This window comes from Anaerobacillus sp. CMMVII, from assembly GCF_025377685.1.
Taxonomy (GTDB): Bacteria; Bacillota; Bacilli; order Bacillales; family Anaerobacillaceae; genus Anaerobacillus.
Genome location: NZ_JACEHK010000001.1, coordinates 330582 through 347683, shown reverse-complemented (window position 1 = coordinate 347683; position 17102 = coordinate 330582). Strand labels below are relative to the sequence as shown.

20 protein-coding genes and 1 pseudogene are annotated in these 17102 nt (G+C 36.8%); 4 read left to right on the top strand and 17 right to left on the bottom strand.

Annotated features, from left to right (window positions below; genetic code table 11):
* Positions 1–77 precede the first annotated feature (77 nt).
* Positions 78–587: a spore coat protein gene (locus H1D32_RS01910; RefSeq protein ID WP_261176478.1), complete on the top strand. Its 510-nt coding sequence runs from the start codon at positions 78–80 to the stop codon at positions 585–587.
* 93 nt (positions 588–680) lie between these two features.
* Here the strand turns inward: H1D32_RS01910 and H1D32_RS01905 are convergent, their stop codons facing one another.
* The 15 genes from H1D32_RS01905 to H1D32_RS01840 form a co-directional block, all read right to left on the bottom strand.
* Entirely contained in the window at positions 681–1163 is a 483-nt protein-coding gene (locus H1D32_RS01905; RefSeq protein WP_261176477.1) for a hypothetical protein, read from the bottom strand.
* Positions 1164–1330: 167 nt separating this feature from the next.
* Positions 1331–1891 (bottom strand): PepSY domain-containing protein, encoded by a 561-nt coding sequence (locus H1D32_RS01900; RefSeq protein ID WP_261176476.1) that lies wholly within the window; start codon positions 1889–1891, stop codon positions 1331–1333.
* A gap of 107 nt (positions 1892–1998) precedes the next feature.
* Positions 1999–2520 carry a PepSY domain-containing protein gene (locus tag H1D32_RS01895; RefSeq protein ID WP_261176475.1) on the bottom strand — a complete coding sequence of 174 codons (522 nt, stop codon included), beginning with the start codon at positions 2518–2520 and terminating at the stop codon, positions 1999–2001.
* Positions 2504–3886: a sensor histidine kinase gene (locus H1D32_RS01890; protein WP_261176474.1), complete on the bottom strand. Its 1383-nt coding sequence runs from the start codon at positions 3884–3886 to the stop codon at positions 2504–2506. Before H1D32_RS01890 ends, H1D32_RS01895 begins: the two co-directional genes overlap by 17 nt.
* Positions 3887–3890: 4 nt before the next feature.
* Positions 3891–4562, bottom strand: a complete 672-nt coding sequence (locus H1D32_RS01885; RefSeq protein WP_261176473.1) for a response regulator transcription factor — start codon at positions 4560–4562, stop codon at positions 3891–3893.
* A gap of 437 nt (positions 4563–4999) precedes the next feature.
* A complete protein-coding gene (gene cyoE / locus H1D32_RS01880) occupies positions 5000–5872 on the bottom strand; it encodes a heme o synthase (RefSeq protein ID WP_261176472.1) in 873 nt (290 codons plus the stop codon).
* A 127-nt stretch (positions 5873–5999) separates the two neighbouring features.
* Complete coding sequence (locus tag H1D32_RS01875) at positions 6000–6557, bottom strand: hypothetical protein (protein ID WP_261176471.1); 558 nt, start codon at positions 6555–6557, stop codon at positions 6000–6002.
* 3 nt (positions 6558–6560) lie between these two features.
* Positions 6561–6842 carry an SCO family protein gene (locus H1D32_RS24850; protein WP_314733323.1) on the bottom strand — a complete coding sequence of 94 codons (282 nt, stop codon included), beginning with the start codon at positions 6840–6842 and terminating at the stop codon, positions 6561–6563.
* 17 nt (positions 6843–6859) lie between these two features.
* On the bottom strand, positions 6860–7192 hold the full coding sequence (locus H1D32_RS24845; RefSeq protein WP_314733322.1) for an SCO family protein: 333 nt from the start codon (positions 7190–7192) through the stop codon (positions 6860–6862).
* An 85-nt stretch (positions 7193–7277) separates the two neighbouring features.
* Positions 7278–8951, bottom strand: a complete 1674-nt coding sequence (locus tag H1D32_RS01865; RefSeq protein ID WP_261176907.1) for a cbb3-type cytochrome c oxidase subunit I — start codon at positions 8949–8951, stop codon at positions 7278–7280.
* Between the two features lie 21 nt (positions 8952–8972).
* Positions 8973–9434: a cytochrome c oxidase subunit II gene (locus tag H1D32_RS01860; protein WP_261176470.1), complete on the bottom strand. Its 462-nt coding sequence runs from the start codon at positions 9432–9434 to the stop codon at positions 8973–8975.
* A 17-nt stretch (positions 9435–9451) separates the two neighbouring features.
* A complete protein-coding gene (locus H1D32_RS01855) occupies positions 9452–9595 on the bottom strand; it encodes a hypothetical protein (RefSeq protein WP_261176469.1) in 144 nt (47 codons plus the stop codon).
* A gap of 372 nt (positions 9596–9967) precedes the next feature.
* Complete coding sequence (locus H1D32_RS01850; RefSeq protein ID WP_261176468.1) at positions 9968–10678, bottom strand: LutC/YkgG family protein; 711 nt, start codon at positions 10676–10678, stop codon at positions 9968–9970.
* On the bottom strand, positions 10678–12105 hold the full coding sequence (locus H1D32_RS01845; RefSeq protein ID WP_261176467.1) for a LutB/LldF family L-lactate oxidation iron-sulfur protein: 1428 nt from the start codon (positions 12103–12105) through the stop codon (positions 10678–10680). Before H1D32_RS01845 ends, H1D32_RS01850 begins: the two co-directional genes overlap by 1 nt.
* A 14-nt stretch (positions 12106–12119) precedes the next feature.
* Positions 12120–12836, bottom strand: coding sequence for a (Fe-S)-binding protein (locus tag H1D32_RS01840; RefSeq protein WP_261176466.1), 717 nt, complete (start codon positions 12834–12836; stop codon positions 12120–12122).
* Positions 12837–13290: 454 nt separating this feature from the next.
* On the opposite strand from H1D32_RS01840, the pseudogene H1D32_RS25625 reads away from it, so the two are divergent.
* A pseudogene (locus tag H1D32_RS25625) lies at positions 13291–13520 on the top strand (site-specific integrase); the annotation flags it as partial.
* Between the two features lie 56 nt (positions 13521–13576).
* Here H1D32_RS25625 and groL read toward each other — a convergent pair.
* Together groL and groES are read right to left on the bottom strand one after the other, a co-directional pair.
* A complete protein-coding gene (gene groL / locus H1D32_RS01835; RefSeq protein ID WP_261176465.1) occupies positions 13577–15208 on the bottom strand; it encodes a chaperonin GroEL in 1632 nt (543 codons plus the stop codon).
* Positions 15209–15321: 113 nt separating this feature from the next.
* Entirely contained in the window at positions 15322–15606 is a 285-nt protein-coding gene (gene groES / locus H1D32_RS01830) for a co-chaperone GroES (RefSeq protein ID WP_261176464.1), read from the bottom strand.
* Positions 15607–16059: 453 nt separating this feature from the next.
* Here groES and H1D32_RS01825 point away from each other — a divergent pair, with 453 nt between their 5' ends.
* Both H1D32_RS01825 and H1D32_RS01820 read left to right on the top strand, forming a co-directional pair.
* A complete protein-coding gene (locus H1D32_RS01825) occupies positions 16060–16773 on the top strand; it encodes a CPBP family intramembrane glutamic endopeptidase (protein WP_261176463.1) in 714 nt (237 codons plus the stop codon).
* Positions 16774–16965, top strand: a complete 192-nt coding sequence (locus tag H1D32_RS01820) for a YdiK family protein (protein ID WP_261176462.1) — start codon at positions 16774–16776, stop codon at positions 16963–16965. It begins immediately after the preceding gene.
* Positions 16966–17102 lie beyond the last annotated feature (137 nt).

Here is a 17102-nt window from a genome sequence, read left to right as displayed (position 1 = left end):
CTATTTCTTCCTAGACAAATTACCTTTATTAAATAACGGAATAGAGTATATAGAATTTTTCTTAGGGAGGCATATTAATGGAACAAACTTTTTCCAAAAAAGGGGTACCACCTAAACACCTTGCATGGCATGAAACACTGGAAATCCATGAGTTAGTTGCTTTTCAAGCAATCGGTTTAATGAAATTGAAAAAGGCATTTCCTGAAGTAACTTGTCCTACACTAAAAAAGCTATATACAGAGGCCATTACCGGGATTAGCACCAACATTCGAGAGCTCCTTAGATTTTATGATCTAGCTCCACGTCCTGAAAGATCCGAATACCGTGACGACGAGTTACCTTTTTATGCTGGCGATTTACTTGCTTTATTCAAAACATCCGTCAGAAATTACAGTATTGCGATTACGGAAACAGCTACCCCAGAACTTAGAAAGGTCTTAAAACAACAATTAAATCGTGCCATCGATACTCACGGAAAGGTATTCGCCTACATGCACGAACGTAGCTATTATCCTGCTTATAACTTGAATCAACTACTCCAAAATGATGTTAACTTAGCCAATAAGGCATTGACGAAATCAATTTAGCCAAGTGCTTTAGGGAACGTTATCAAAAAAAGAAGGTTAATTCATAAACATATGAATTAACCTTCTTTTTTTCTATTGGATCAAACCGGGTATTTATTGATCTTCCCCGTCTTCCCATTCAATCTCTACGCCCCATTTTTTCGCAAGCTTATTTAACGCTTCTTCATATTCAGTGTAGAGTCTATCTGATTCTTCATAAAACATGTCTGCCTGATCTTCTTCACCCGCAAGCCATGCTCTTTCTGCTTCAAGGTGCTTAACAAGTGCCGCACTCTGCATACTGTGCACTTCTATTAGCTCCTCTTTCTCGATCGTTTTGCCATATTCATCAGACTTTGCGATTAGGCTTTCAAGAGCAGGAATTAACACTTCACTTGTAAATGTCTCTAACTCTTCCTCAGACTCAATTTCAAATTCTTGCTGGCCTAAAAGGAGGTATTCGTTTGTTAACTCATCTGTTTCCTCTAAATAGGTGAGCATCAAATCTGTATTGCCTGATACATTTTGAAACAAATAATAACCTACAAAAAGCAATGGGATAATACCTAATAAAGACGTTATCACCTTTTTGTTCATGTGCTAATTCCTTCTTTCATTTAAGAAAATGTCTTGCAATGTGATTATTATAGGACCGTTCTCGACTTTTGTCTAGATAAGTTTTGTATACCAAAACAAGTAAAATAAGGATATGCAAAAGTATGTAAACTTTTGCATATCCTTTAGGTTCTTCTTTTAAGATTTTATTAGTCGTCCCACTCTACATACAACACTTTTCCTGTGACTGCATCTATATATACCGTAACATCGTCATCTCCATATTGGTCTGTTTCGATTTCTACTTCATAAATGTATGCACCATTTTCTCTTTCAAGCTCAATCTCATCAATCTTACCCGCTACTTCGTTTAGCGCAATTTCCTTGGCTTTATCGATCGGAATAATTGTAGGTGACAACGTTTTTCGTTTGTGATCTCTGTCATCTTTTTCTATCTTAATAATCTCTCCGGTTTGCTGATCTATCTTAAATTCATACTCGTACTGTTCATTTTTCACTTCAATCTCATAAACCAATCGACCATTTTTACGTTCTTTTTCTACCTCAGTGATCACTCCACCTTCCACTTTTGCTAACGCAATCTCAGAAGCCTCTGATACAGTAATTCCTGTACTACTAGTTGACACTACTTCTAGGTTACGGACCTCCTGTAAGCTTGGAACAGGTTCATCCTTTGTAAATACTTGTGCACCTACACTTACCCCACCAATTAGTACAGCACCTATGATTACCGCTGTGAATAGTTTCATTTGTCGTTTTCCTCCTTTAATCTGTTTAGCTCTCTTTGCTACAAATTCATCATACCTCTTGAACATTAACAGAAAAGGAGTATAACATTAAAAAATTTTAATAAAGCTTAATCCCAGGTCACTGAAAGCACTTTACCAGTATAGGCATTAATAATGATAGTTACCTCAGTTTGATCGTCTACTTCAATTTCAACTTCATAAACCATAATCCCATCTTCTAACTCTAATTCTATTTCATCCAATTTGCCACTAACCTCTTGAAGGGCAATGTCTATAGCCTCTTGTTCCGTTAACAAAATTGCGATTTGTCCTTTACCTTGCTCATCTTTTGGGCTCTCTATATCATGAAGATTTAGTAAGCGAAGAGCGGTGATCTCTCGTGTTTGACCATTTATTACAAGTTCATATTCACCTAAACTATGATCGATAACAATAGTAAATTCGGATTTCTTTTGAATGACGGATTGTACGGTGCTACCTTCATATTGTGACTGCACAATTGCCACAATCTCTTCCTCTGTTGCAAGAGTGGTATCTTGATTAATAAAAAGGAAGAATATGAACAACAGCAAAAACAGCATAAAGAATGTAATAAGTCCGATAAAGAATCTTTTATTTTTCAATCTCATTCACATTCCTTCCTCCGCTAAATTTTGGAAGGGTTACTGTAACACCTGTCCCTGTACCTTCCACACTTGCTAGTGTAATAGTACCATCATGTGCATCAATAATCTTTTTAGCAATCGAAAGTCCTAAACCGACTCCACCTGTTTCACGAGTTCTCGCTTTGTCAACTCGATAAAAGCGGTCGAAGATTTTTTCTGAATCTGCATTTGGAATCCCAATTCCTTTATCTATGATTGAGAAAGAGCAGGTATTCTCTTGTTCAGCAAGTTTAATTGTGATGCTATCCTGACTGTATTTTCTGGCATTATCCAATAAAATATAGACCACTTGTTTCAACTTATTTTCGTCTGCCCAGATCTGATACGAATTCCCTTCTTCTAAAATGAAAATCTCCCTTTTAAACGAAACCTCTATATGCTGACTTGCCTGCTGACATAAAGTAAGCAAATCTACCTCTTTTATTTCAAGCGTGAACTTGGAGTCTTCGTTTGCCAATTGCAACATTTGCTCAGTCATATCCTTCATACGGACAGCCTCAGAGTAAATAGCTTCAACCGCTTCCTCTAAAAGCTCTGGTTTCTTCATTCCCCAACGTTTTAACATACTTGCATAGCTCTCAATAACGGTCAGCGGAGTCTTTAATTCATGGGAAGCATCAGAAACAAACTGATGTTGCTTTTGATAGTTCTGTTCCAAAATATCAATCATACGATTAAAGGTTTCCCCCATTGTGTAAAGTTCATCTTTAGAGGCTGAGTTAAGTTCGATCTTTTTATATTCTCCAGTAGCTTGGATTTGCTTCATCGTATTTGTTAATACTTTAATTGGCGTTAGGATAAGCCTACTTAACATATTTCCTAAAAATAACGCTGGAACCAAGACCATTAGGGAGGCAATCGTTAAAACGATCAATAATGACCGCATTAAATTCTTAGACCCTTCTAGGCTCTCAGTCACTTCAAGCATCACGACACTTCCGTCTGTCCAAATAATTGGAAAGGAAACCACCGCATAGGGAACATCATGAAAGGTTCGGACCTCTACTGACTGTTGGTTTTGGTACTTTGTTGGTAGTTCAAGCATATAACCTTCTTTAGATATCGTAAGGATCGAAGTTGTTTCTTCTGTAATGATCCTGATCATACCATTGGTCGGTAGATAGGCACGTAACAAAGCCCGTATGTCACCATTTACTGCTATTGCTTGGTTTGTTGCTGCAACTACTGTACGTGTATGTTCCGTAACTCTTTGTGTCTCGTTATCGAAGATGTTTTTTTGAAACAATAGAAAAATAAAGCCATTAATAAGTAATAACATCACGACAAGCCAGACAATCGAGAACAAGAGAATTTTACGTTTAATATTCATTCTGCTACTCCTTTAAGCGGTAACCTACACCACGGATTGTTTGTAAGGAATCGACAATAGTTAACTTTTTTCTCAAATGGCGTACATAGACATCAACGATATTCGTATCCCCATAATAGTCAAAGCCCCATACATTGGTGATAATTTGCTCGCGGTTTAATGCTTGACCTTTATTTTGTATAAAAAACACCAATAATTCAAACTCCTTAGGTGTAAGCTCAATACTTTCTTCACCACGGCGAACTTCTCTCGTTTTTTCATTCACTGTTATGTCTTGACAGATCAGAACATCATCTTGAAACGAACGTGAGTGGGATGTACGGATACAAGCCCTTACCCTTGCTAAAAGCTCTTCAATTTCAAAGGGTTTGGTAATATAATCATTTGCCCCTAAATCAAGACCACTTACTTTGTCAGGAATGGAATTTCTTGCTGTCAATAAAATAACCGGAATATGCAAATCTGTGGCACGTATTCTTCTTAAAACTTCTAACCCACTGAGCTCAGGTAACATAACATCAAGCAAAACTAAATCCCATGTTTTCGCTTTGTACTTTTCTAACCCAACCAAACCAGTAAAAGCTGCATCCGTTTCATAGCCCTCGTGTTCCAATTCAAGTTGAAGTATCCTAGCAATTTTCTTTTCATCTTCTATGATTAATATACTAGCCAACATAATTTCTCCTCTACTATAAAATTGGAATGATTCACCTTTATTTACCTTTATAACACATTATGAGTTTGATTTCATCGAAGGTACTAACAGTTGCCGATATACTGCAGCAGGAATACTTTTGAGTAAATTTCATAATGATCTTAACCGAGTTATATCATCTATATGTAGTTGCAAAAATAATGAATTTGAGTAAAACATATAAGAAAAGCGCAAGGCGCCCGCCTATCGGCGACAAGCAAATGTTCTGTCAGATTAAAAGTGCGCTTTTCACTTTTATATCTGGCAGGTTATTTGACCTCGAGCCGATGGCGCCTGAAGCTAGACACCAAGTACTAGAAACGCATATACTTTCTTATCTTTCTTATCTATCTAAAAAAGCCTCCCCCAGTTCGTAAACTGTCGAAAGACTTTTTAAAAATTTTGTCTCGAGTTGAGAGCTATTTAAATATCGGAAACGTTACAATTACCATAAGAAGAAATATGATTGTTATATAATTAACTGAGTAAAGAAAGCTAATATAAGCATACTTTTGGTCGTTTTTCGTAAATAATCCTCTAATACTTAATGCTAGCCACGTAAGATTAAGCACTGTTGCAATAATCACAAAGGTTAAACTAAACTGTATTAAATACAATGGTAAAGGTAGTAAACAGGCAACATAAACAACCATTTGTCTTTTAGTCACTTTAAAACCATGAACCACTGGGAGCATGGCAACACCTGCTGCTTTATACTCCTCATATTTCCTCATGGCGATTGCAAATGTGTGCGGCATTTGCCAAATAAACAAAATTGAAAATAATATGATAGGAACAATATGAAACCCAGACGTTATCGCTGTCCACCCAATTAATGGCGTAACTGCACCTGAAACACTTCCTATCACTGTATTTAACGTATACTTTCTTTTTGACCACATGGTATATAAAAATACATACGTAAACCATCCGATAAATGCATAGACTGTTGCTTCAACAGTCGTAAAAAGTAAGAGAACGAACCCAAGGAGCGTAAGGATAATACCTAAATACAATACAAATTTCAAAGGGATTTTCCCAGTTACCGTCGGGCGATGTTTCGTCCTTGCCATAATTGAATCAATATCGACATCATACCAATTATTTAATACAAGTGCACCAGCCATTACAAACGTACTTCCGGCAATTGTTAAGATGAACATAAGCAAGTATTCATTAAAGGAGGCATTCGAAAAATACAACGCTAACCAAAAACCCGTAAAAACCGGTAGGACATTTGCGATTAAAACAGGCCCTTTCAGTAATGATTTTAAATCACTAATGAGAGTCATTGCATTTTTTTATTAAAATATGAATCCGGAGTTTCCACTCCCTGCTGTTGAGAGATTATGTTTTGTTTATTCATCCTTATTGCCTCCTAAAAGTACTGCAAACTAACTGCCTTTCAAGTATATCAGATTACTCGTACTGAGTGGGATCTACAAAAGCTACATACAAGAGGTAAATGACCATACCAATTGCCGTTAACACAAATGCCCAACCAAGCGTTAGCTGCTCAATAATCAAGTAATTATTACATAATTGGTCGGGGGCAAGTATATAAAGTAAACCCATCCCTAAAAATACGACCGTAAAAAAAGTGATGACTGTATTTTTTCGAAAATCACTAAGCTTTTTCCAACTATCACGCAATGGTACCCCTGCTAAAAATGGTAAACTTATAAACTTAAATACTTCTACTGCTTGTAACGTTAATGCTTCATCCATCGTTCTTGGTAACAACCAATAGCCCATAATTATGATAAACAATAAAATTCCTGGTAGTCCATTTTGATTCCATTTTTCAAAAAAATGAGGAAATCGTTGTTGGAAGAAAGGTGCCATTAATAGACCTGCTATAATAAGCATTGGCATTTGCATATGCATATGAATGACCATGACCGATTCCATAAATTTAGCAACAGGAGGAATAGCTAAGAAAATAAATAAGGCTAAACCTAACTTAAATTGTTCCATCACCTACTCCCCCTTATCGTTTTCAAGTATCGTAATAACTGTGTTTGCAGCTTCTTCTACCTTTGTAAAGTCCATAATGTTGGTGAGAGTCCCTTGTCTATTAACTAAATAAAACGCTGAATTATGAACATAATTTCCATAACCATCTGGAATAACAATCACCCCAAATTCTTTCAGCAAAGTATCTAATTCACCTTGATCATTAATTCTTGCCATCCTCCAAGTTTCTCCATCACTATTAAAGAAGTCTTTATATCTATCTAACGTCGCTGGATCGTCTATCATTGGATCAAAACTGATGCTTAAAAGACAATGTCTTCTCCAATATATTCCTCAGGAATGCGGTCGTACACGTCCCCCATGTTAAATTCTAATTGCCAGCAAATTGAGGTACAAGCTGTATACATAAATGTAATAAATACATATTTATTTTCAAATTCAGTAAATGAGTAAATTCGACCATTACTATCCTCTAAAGTTACTTCTGGAAATTGAGGTTGATCTTTCATTAATTGATTAAATCTTGCAGTTTCTGCCGTAAATGCACGAAACCCATCTGTTCCTACATAAAACAAGATACATCCAAATAATAAAACAACAATGATAGCAATTGTATTATGCTGATTTTTATTCATGTAGGTCACTTCCTTACTTTAATAGTATCAAACTATGAGTAAAGAGATAGCCGTAGTTTACGAACTATCTCTTTACTAATCTAGCCTACCAAGTTCTAAATGGCGGTGACCCTCCTGGAGGTGCGTTAACAATCATGTCAACAATAGGGATTACGTAGGCCATTGCGACAACAATAATCATCAGTACAACCCATACTCCCCATCTTTCTGTCCAATATCCAGTCACATCTCCTGGTTCTTTTTGTGCAATTGGGAATTCTGTTAGACCCTTTGGAGCAAAGAACATAAGGTTTATTACTACGTAGAACTGGATAAGAACTCCAATTAATAAGAGTACTGCACCAATACCTATTAACAACATGTATGGATCCCATCCAAGTGCTGCTGCGTGATCTCCGTAAGTTGTATACGAAGTTCTTCGTGGTGAACCAAATAATCCTGCTGTGTGCATTGCGAATGACATAAGGATCATAGCACCTGACCAGATAATTGTTTGGATCACACCTAATTTATTTATAGCTGGAGTTAATACACGACCTGAAAGATAAGGAATTAACCAGTAACTAATACCAAAGAAAGTCATTGCAACAGACATACCTAGTGTTAAGTGGAAATGTCCAACCACCCACATCGTGTTATGAACAACTGCATTTAATTGGAATGTTGTTTGGGCAATACCACCTGCGCCAGCTGGAGCAAAGGCAAGCATCCCAATGAACGGTGCTAAGAAACGAACATCGCCCCAAGGTAATTTTTTAAGCCATCCAAAAACACCTTTTCCACCTTTTCTTCTACCTGTACGTTCCATTACAACAAATAGTGCATATGCCGTCATTAATGAAGGGAAACCAATGGCTAAACTCATAAATACATGCATATATTTGACTGTATCATTAATACCTGGGTCAACGATTTGATGATGGAAACCACCAGTAATATTCATGATAACAAGAGCAACAACAACAACACGAGTTAACGTATCGCTCCAAAGTGTTCCACCAATAACTCTCGGTACAATGACATACCAAGCAGATACCGCAGTCAAATACCAGATATTAACGGCTGTATGTCCAAACGCCCAGAACAGCGTACGTGCTAACATAACATTGATTGTATCAACCCAACCAAGTGACCAAGGTAGGATTAGGAATAAAACTTCAACTGCAACAAAAGCTGTACAAGCTATTAGTAAAACGAAGGCTCCAGTTGCAAAGAAAGCAAGGATTGGAAGATGTTGACCTTTATTTTGCTTTCTCCAATTTGCTACTTGAATAAATGCCCCGATGCAGCACGCCCAAATTCCTAGTACAACAAATACTAATCCAAAATAAAAGATTGGGTTCGCCTTCATCGGTGGATAAAATGTGAATAAAACCGATGCTTCGTTCATTAATACCATAATCACAACTAATACCGTACCGAACATACTTAATCCATAACCAACCCAGGCAAGCTTTCTAACCTTAGGAAGAAGACCGCCTAATGTATGTGAAAGACCTGAATAAAAATAACCAATCATAAAGAACCCAGAAAATACTACTATTAACAATAAACCATGAGCAGTTAGAACTTGATAGTAGTTAAGCCAATTTGGTAGCTCTAAGAGTCCGGCACGATTTATACCTTGTAATAATCCAAAAAGTCCCCCGAGAAGTAATGCAATAAATGATACTAATAAATATGATTTCGTTAATTTAGCGTCCTCAGGATTTACTCCTAACACTTCATTTGTTTTATCTTTTAGTGCTTGTGCGCTCATTTCCAACTTAATTCCCCCCCTTTATTTAACCGTAATCGTTGTCGCCATATATTGGTGACCGATACCACAATATTCATTACATAACACTAAATACTCACCAGGCTTATCAAATTTTTGCGTAACATTTAGAATATGACCTGGCATTACCATCCCGTTTACATTTGTATCTACAATTTGAAACCCATGGACAACGTCTTTTGATGTTAATATGAAATGAACCGTTGAACCTGCTGGAACTTCAATATTCATAGGAGTAAAACTAAAGAGTTGTAGAGTCATAACTACTTCATATTCGTTTTCGCCAATTTGCGTAATTCCCGGATTATCAAACGGTGCTGTTTGATCAACTTTTTGTGGATCAAGCGTTTCCATTCCTCCTGGAGGTGCCATACCTAGCGCAAATGCTTGATAACCAGTTGCTATCATAAATAACATGATCATACCAAAACTTATTGTAAGCCAAACTTTTTCTGATTTATGCATTTTCCCCATTCCCCTTTCTACACTCTAGCCAAGTAAAATCCGTATAGAGTAAGATAACTAACTAAAATGACTATCCCGACAAATCCAACTCCAAAGGCTGTTCCTACTAAAGATCTTTCTTCCTTATGAGCTTCCGTTTTATCTAGTTTTTCGATTGCCATTCTTTCAACCTCCCCTTCGTTGATTAATTTCAGTATAAGTGAAGCTAATCTTCCAGTAAGTGACTATTGTCACCCTTTATATACTTTTTTGTTTAAAAAGTTTTTGAACAGAATCAAAAAGGCTTCTCAAAAGTTTGTTATAACTAATGAGAAACCTCTAAATAATTACTTTGTAAGCATTTTGGTAGCAAACCACTCTCACCTCACCAACCAAGTCATATCTAGCTCCTCGAGGTGAGAGTGTGTAATATCTTTAACGTTATGCGAGATAAGTGCGGTAGATTATAGCTTGTTAAGATCTGTCTGTAACATTTTCATGTGATTTTACTGTTTTCATTGGATCGTGTTAGCAATTACTGTAGAGTATTTGAATTATAAATCAGAAACAATGAGATAAGTTAAACGAATAGGTCCATGTACGCCCCATACCTTGTTTAACTCAATGTCAGAGGAACTACTTGAACCACAAATAAAATTAATGGCTGCAGGATTTATTCCTTCTTTTGACATTTCGTGAAGTTTTTGCATTCCTTGTGTTAAACGAGGAACAATTGTACTTTGCGGTACAATGCAAACATAATTTAATGGCAGGAAGTTTGACGATCTTCCTTTTCCCAACTTATCAATGACAGTATAAGAAGCTGTTTCAGCAAGTGAAAGATCACTGATACACACGCCATAAGACGCATTCAATGCCTTATCTACATTTTCACGGCCTTTTTCATCAGTCCAAACATACGCATCTTTCAACACATCATTTAGACCCCATTCTGTAAAACGCTCATCGTTCCAAGCGATAATTGGCCCAGTTCCATGTTCAACCAGTTTCTCAGCTACAGTTTTTGCAAGATCTTTTTTCTCGATAATTACGGAATCAATCTTACCACCAGATCCAGCTTTGTTAACTTGAGCATTCTTATGGAACTCTTCAGATAATTGCGCTTGAGTAAAGCCTTTATAAATTTCAAGATGAGGTTTGCTTGATAATTCAGGATGCACAACCTCTTTCGGCATTTCTCGACCAAGTATGTTTGAAAGGTTAGAAATAAATGACTCTCTATTTAAAATTTGTCCTTTTTTCATTATTTATTTCCTCCTTTACTTCTAGATGCATACCAATCTCTGAAACGTGTTTTTTCCATTGCTGGCAGGTCGCGTTTGTCTGTCCAACCTTTAAGAACACTAACCCCTTTTTTAATTTTTCCATCTTCCATCAATGGTTTTGTCATTAGTGGCGCAACACTTGTTCCTAGCTTGTACATCCAAGGACGGCTTAAAACCATACCTGCTCCAGACATACTCGCACCCCAAAATGCAGAAACCTTCTTTTCTTCAGCTAACACACGCTTGTGCTCATGAATTAATGAATGCAACTTGATATTAGATGGACAAACTTCTGTACACGCACCACAAAGTGAACACATATTTGGAAGTTCTTTGAAGTCATCATAGCCTGCAAGAAGTGGCGTTAATACAACCCCAAGTGGCCCAGAATAGATAGCATTATAAGAGTGTCCACCAACTTGCCGATATACTGGACAGATATTTAAGCATGCAGCACAGCGCATACATTGTAATACTTCTTTGAATTGTGACTTTAATACTTTAGAACGTCCATTATCAATGATCACTACATGAAATTCTTTCGCACCATCCGCAGCACCTTCTTCAGTAACCCCGTTTACAAATGTCGTATAACTTGTACTTTTTGCCCCTACTGCACTTCTAGCTAATAAGCTAATACAGATATCTGCATCTTCATAGGTAGCTACAATACGTTCCATCCCCATGACAGACACTTGTAATTCAGGTGCCGATGTACAAAGATCGATATTTCCTTCATTACTGATTAATGAAATCGCTCCTGATTCAGCGATAGCAAAGTTACATCCATAAATCCCCATATCAGCTGTTACAAACTCATTACGCAGTTGAGCCCGAGAAAATGCAGCTAAGTCTTCTGGAATATCTTTGCCAGTATATCCATTCTTGGCAAAAACATCACGAATTTGAGTTTTGTTTAAATGTAAAGATGGCACTACCATATGGGAAGGTGGATTCCAGTCATCTAATTGCAAAATGTATTCAGCTAAGTCAGTTTCCATTACATCTATCCCAGCATCAATCAATTCGTGGTTAATTCCAATTTCCTCTGTAACCATCGATTTAGCTTTTACAACTTTTTTAACGCCTCTTTCTATTGCTAGATTAGTAACATACTGAGAGGCTTCCTTAGCATCCTTTGCAAAAAATACGTTACCTCCATTTTTGACAACGTTTTCAGCGAATTGATTTAAGTAAAAATCTAAGTTTTCAAGAACGTGGGCACGAACTTCTCCTGATAGTTTTTGCCACTCACGGAAATTACCATCTCCCAATTGCGATAGCACGTTCGTTCTATTTTTATTAATTAAATCTTGAGCTTTCACCATTGCAGCACGCATGAAATCATCGTTTAAATTCTTTTCAAGATTTTTCTTAAAACTTTGGTCATTAATCTTAATTCCCATTTTGGCTCCCCTTACTATTTAGAATTTAGCACTTCAGCAATATGCATTACTTTGATATTTGAACCAAGTCTACTTAAACGTCCACCAATATTCATTAGACAAGCAAAGTCTGCACCTATCAAATAATCAGGGGTAGCTTCTTGGATATACCTTGCTTTTTCATCAGCAACTTCAGCTGAAATATCTCCCATCTTAACAGAGAAGGTACCACCAAACCCGCAACACTTATCCGAGTTATGGAAATCTACTAATTCTAGACCTTCTACTTTCGAAAGAAGTTTTAATGGCTGTTCTTTCACTTTTAAAAATCTTGCTGTATGGCAGTTGTGGTGGTAAACAGCCTTTCCTGGAAGTTTTGCAGAAAAGTCTTCTACACTAATAACCTCAACTAAAAATTGAGATAATTCATATGTTTTTGCTGCAACTTTTTCAGCTCTTTCTTTCCATTCTTTATCATCAGCTAAAACATGTGGATATTCTTTTACAAATGAAACACAAGAACCTGAAGGTGAAACAATCACTTCAGCATGTTCAAACGTTTCGATAAAATGCTTAATTGTATTTTTTGTTTTCTCTACGTATCCAGTGTTGTACGTGGGTTGCCCGCAACATGTTTGGTTCATAGGATAATCGATCTCATGCCCCAGACCTTCAAGTATTTCAACGGTAGCTTTACCGACATTCATTGCCATAAAATCTACAATACAGGTTGTAAATAATGTTACTTTCATTTCAAATCTCCCCTTGTTTTGTAACTTTCTTCGAGTATTATACTAAGTTAAAAACTTTTCTGTATATCAAGAATCTACAGTTTTCTATAAAGTTCATAATATCTACCTCTATAAGCCACAGAATTGTAAAACAATGCGGTGAAGAAAGAAAGAAATTAGAATATCCAATGAAAAACCACCTTGTAAACTGATTTTTTAGTAGTCAATTTAGTAGTTGTGAATAAACAGAAAAAAGAAGTCCTGAAACTACTTAATATCAATAGTTTCAGGACTTCTTGTTATAAGATAGCATTTAACTAATCATTTATAGCCTTATGCCATAGTGACTATAACGAAATTTCAGCTTTCGGGGGGATTATTGATGGAATTAACACTTCTAAGTTAAATTAAAAATCATCCCCAGTTACTATGTGTTGCTTAATAAAACACAACTTTTAACAAAAGTCAGGAAAACCAAAACCGAATGAAACGGTTATTGAAAATCGCATTAAGGCATACACACCCCTCGCTTCTTGCCGAAGCCGGGTGTCTCACTCGAACATAACATGGACCGTCTAGGTTGGCCATACCGATGACCAAATCACAAAAAATGTGTACCTTCATATGACGCAAGAAATGAAAAAAGAAGCCTCTCACAAGTTCAGTGAACTTATGAGGAGCCTCCATAATTTTTTATTGTGTTAGCATTTTGTTAGCAAACCAATCAAAAACCCTTATATATCAAGGCTTTGAGGGGCAGATTACATCATGCCGCCCATTCCGCCCATGCCAGCCATGTCTGGCATGCCACCGCCGCCGCCTTCTTCAGGCTTGTCAGCGATTACTGCTTCTGTTGTTAAGAACATTGCAGATACGCTTGCTGCGTTTTGAAGTGCAGAACGAGTAACTTTTGTAGGGTCAACGATACCAGCTTCGATCATGTTTACCCATTGACCAGTAGCTGCATTGAAACCAATACCTGCTTCTTCATGCTTTAAGCGTTCAACAATTACTGAACCTTCAAGGCCAGCATTGTGAGCGATTTGACGAACTGGCTCTTCAAGAGCACGTAATACAAGGTTTACACCTGTTAATTCGTCGCCTTCAGCTTGAATTTCTCTAACAGCGCTGATTACGTTCACTAGGGCTGTACCACCACCAGAAACGATTCCTTCTTCAACAGCTGCACGAGTAGAGTTAAGTGCATCTTCAATACGAAGCTTCTTCTCTTTTAGCTCAGTTTCTGTTGCAGCACCAACTTTAACTACTGCTACTCCACCAGCTAATTTAGCAAGACGCTCTTGAAGTTTTTCTTTATCAAATTCAGAAGTAGTTTCTTCTAATTGTACGCGAATTTGGTTAACGCGAGCTGCGATCTTTTGAGAGTCGCCAGCACCTTCTACGATTGTTGTGTTTTCTTTTGTAACAACAACCTTAGAAGCGCGACCTAATTGAGTGATGTTAGCAGATTTAAGGTCAAGACCTAAATCTTCAGTAATCACTTCACCACCAGTTAATGTAGCGATGTCTTCAAGCATAGCTTTACGACGGTCACCAAATCCTGGAGCTTTAACAGCCACAGCTGTAAATGTACCGCGAAGCTTATTCACAACTAAAGTTGCTAATGCTTCACCTTCTACATCTTCAGCAATTAATAAGATTGGCTTACCTTGTTGAACAACTTGCTCAAGCACAGGTAAGATTTCTTGAATGCTAGCAATTTTCTTATCAGTAATAAGAATATATGGATTATCAAGAACAGCTTCCATTTTATCTGAGTCAGTAACCATGTATGGTGAAGCATATCCACGGTCAAATTGCATACCTTCTACAACTTCTAACTCAGTTGTGAAGCCTTTTGATTCTTCAATTGTAATAACACCATCGTTACCAACGCGCTCCATAGCTTCAGCAATTAATTGTCCTACTTCTTCGTCAGCAGCAGAAATTGCAGCAACTTGTGCAATAGAAGCTTTGCTTTCGATTGGTTTAGAGATTGCTTGAAGTTGTTCTACAGCCTTAGCAGTAGCTTTTTCGATACCTTTACGAAGTACCATTGGATTAGCGCCACTTGTTACGTTCTTTAATCCTTCACGGATCATTGCTTGTGCTAAAACAGTTGCAGTAGTTGTACCGTCACCAGCAATATCATTTGTTTTGCTCGCAACTTCAGCAACTAATTTTGCACCCATGTTTTCAAATGCATCTTCAAGTTCGATTTCTTTTGCAATTGTTACACCATCATTTGTAATAAGAGGTGAACCATATTTCTTTTCTAATACAACATTTCTTCCTTTTGGTCCTAATGTTACTTTAACGGCATCTGCCAAAGCATCGACACCACGAAGCATTGCGCGACGTGCGTCTTCGCTAAATCTAATTTCTTTTGCCATATTCTACTCTACCTCCTAGTTTTCTATGTAGTAGGAACAACCCTACCTATGTTTAAAAACTAATCTTCTGCAAGCTACTTTCATAGCTTATTTGTTTTCTAATAGAAGTATGATTAGTCTACGATCGCTAATACGTCGTTTTCACGAAGGATTAAGTATTCTTTACCATCAAGTTTAACTTCAGTGCCTGCGTATTTAGAGAAGATTACTTTATCTCCTTCTTTTACTTCTAACGCAACTCGCTCGCCGCTCTCTAGGACACGTCCAGAACCTACAGCAACAACACGGCCCTCTTGTGGCTTTTCTTTCGCTGTATCAGGAAGTACAATCCCGCTAGCAGTTTTTTCTTCAGTTTCAACTTGTTCAATCACAATACGATCACCTAATGGCTTTAACAAGGAAAACAACCTCCCTCATCGAAATGATTTTTAGTTGTTAGCACTCAAACAGTATGAGTGCTAACACAATTCCTATAATAATCATTTCAATTCTATTTTGCAAGTATTTTTAATAATTTTTTTAGAAAAACTTGGCTTTTTCACCCTAAAGAAAATCGACTAAAAGTAACATGTCTTGTTGAAATTTACAGAAATATGTACATTCTCTTTATGGTAAAAGTTAGCTTTTCTTAAACGATCATGAAAGATAGTATTAGAAAAATTATCCTTCATTACTTTTGACTTTTTGGAGTATATTTATACAGAGCATTTTTTTATATTTCTTCAGAGGTTCTAAAACAAAGAAATGTGGATTCTATGGTACAATGTAGGATGGAAAATGTGGAATTTGAAGTTACACAAGCCATTATATTCTACATTCTGAATTTTACATTTTAAAAAGGAGTTTTTGTATTGACGAGACGATATTGGTTAGTCCTACTAACTTACATTTTGATGCAATTATCTGCAATTATCGGTGTACCTGTTTTAATGTTAATGGGAATGGATAAAAACCAAATTCCAGGAGTTTGGACGATCTTCAGTTTTTCGGTTGGTTTTATCTTAATTTTATTTCTATTAAGACAAGACATGGCAGAACGTCATTTGAATCAGGAACGCAGCTCAAAAAGTGATGCAATTGTTTGGTCAATTGCCGGAATTTTCATGGCTTTTATGGCCCAATATGTTGCAGTACTTATTGAGATTTCTGTATTTGGAATTGAGCCGGGTTCTGAGAATACCGAAATGATTGTTGAATTGGCGAAAGCCACGCCTGCACTCATGTTAGTAGTCGCAGTTATTGGTCCTATCTTAGAGGAAATCATTTTTCGAATGATTATTTTTGGTAGCTTATATAAACGATTTAACTTTTGGATCGCTGCGGTAATTAGTTCAGTCATCTTTGCTGCTGTTCATATGGATTTTGAACACCTGTTAGTTTATACATTTATGGGAATTGTCTTTGCTTTCCTTTATGTAAAAACAAAACGAATTATCGTTCCGATTATGGCCCACGTGGCATTAAATAGCTTTGTCATGATCGTACAGGTTATTTTTGGAGATCGTCTAATGGAACTTCAAAGAAAACTAGAGGAAATGCAAGGCTTTATTGGAGGACTACTATAAATGAGATCACCATTATTTTGGGGTACCGCCTATCTTTTAATGGGAGCTAGCTTTGTCTTCTTTGCCATTCAGCAAAGAGGTCGAACTGGCGAATGGGACCTCTTCACCATTGCCTTAATGGCTATCGCTACATACGACTTTGTGATAGCAATCCGGTACTTTACGTTTAAACCAAAAGCACAAGATAAATAGGGAAAGCGAACCTCGCGTTCGCTTTTTTTTACAATTAAAGGGTCTCAATATTTAATTTTACTTGAAGTGCCTCAACGCATTTTTCTTTTCATTCCACTAGAAATATCGGACTTATATCTCTTTAAAACAACAAAAAA

Bases quoted from the DNA above. Each gene is read 5' to 3' on its own strand.
- H1D32_RS01910 (WP_261176478.1), top strand. From the start codon at position 78: ATGGAACAAACTTTTTCCAAAAAAGGGGTACCACCTAAACACCTTGCA.
- H1D32_RS01905 (WP_261176477.1), bottom strand. From the start codon at position 1,163: ATGAACAAAAAGGTGATAACGTCTTTATTAGGTATTATCCCATTGCTT.
- H1D32_RS01900 (WP_261176476.1), bottom strand. From the start codon at position 1,891: ATGAAACTATTCACAGCGGTAATCATAGGTGCTGTACTAATTGGTGGG.
- H1D32_RS01895 (WP_261176475.1), bottom strand. From the start codon at position 2,520: ATGAGATTGAAAAATAAAAGATTCTTTATCGGACTTATTACATTCTTT.
- H1D32_RS01890 (WP_261176474.1), bottom strand. From the start codon at position 3,886: ATGAATATTAAACGTAAAATTCTCTTGTTCTCGATTGTCTGGCTTGTC.
- H1D32_RS01885 (WP_261176473.1), bottom strand. From the start codon at position 4,562: ATGTTGGCTAGTATATTAATCATAGAAGATGAAAAGAAAATTGCTAGG.
- cyoE (WP_261176472.1), bottom strand. From the start codon at position 5,872: ATGACTCTCATTAGTGATTTAAAATCATTACTGAAAGGGCCTGTTTTA.
- H1D32_RS01875 (WP_261176471.1), bottom strand. From the start codon at position 6,557: ATGGAACAATTTAAGTTAGGTTTAGCCTTATTTATTTTCTTAGCTATT.
- H1D32_RS24850 (WP_314733323.1), bottom strand. From the start codon at position 6,842: ATGATAGACGATCCAGCGACGTTAGATAGATATAAAGACTTCTTTAAT.
- H1D32_RS24845 (WP_314733322.1), bottom strand. From the start codon at position 7,192: ATGAATAAAAATCAGCATAATACAATTGCTATCATTGTTGTTTTATTA.
- H1D32_RS01865 (WP_261176907.1), bottom strand. From the start codon at position 8,951: ATGAGCGCACAAGCACTAAAAGATAAAACAAATGAAGTGTTAGGAGTA.
- H1D32_RS01860 (WP_261176470.1), bottom strand. From the start codon at position 9,434: ATGCATAAATCAGAAAAAGTTTGGCTTACAATAAGTTTTGGTATGATC.
- H1D32_RS01855 (WP_261176469.1), bottom strand. From the start codon at position 9,595: ATGGCAATCGAAAAACTAGATAAAACGGAAGCTCATAAGGAAGAAAGA.
- H1D32_RS01850 (WP_261176468.1), bottom strand. From the start codon at position 10,678: ATGAAAAAAGGACAAATTTTAAATAGAGAGTCATTTATTTCTAACCTT.
- H1D32_RS01845 (WP_261176467.1), bottom strand. From the start codon at position 12,105: ATGGGAATTAAGATTAATGACCAAAGTTTTAAGAAAAATCTTGAAAAG.
- H1D32_RS01840 (WP_261176466.1), bottom strand. From the start codon at position 12,836: ATGAAAGTAACATTATTTACAACCTGTATTGTAGATTTTATGGCAATG.
- groL (WP_261176465.1), bottom strand. From the start codon at position 15,208: ATGGCAAAAGAAATTAGATTTAGCGAAGACGCACGTCGCGCAATGCTT.
- H1D32_RS01820 (WP_261176462.1), top strand. From the start codon at position 16,774: ATGAGATCACCATTATTTTGGGGTACCGCCTATCTTTTAATGGGAGCT.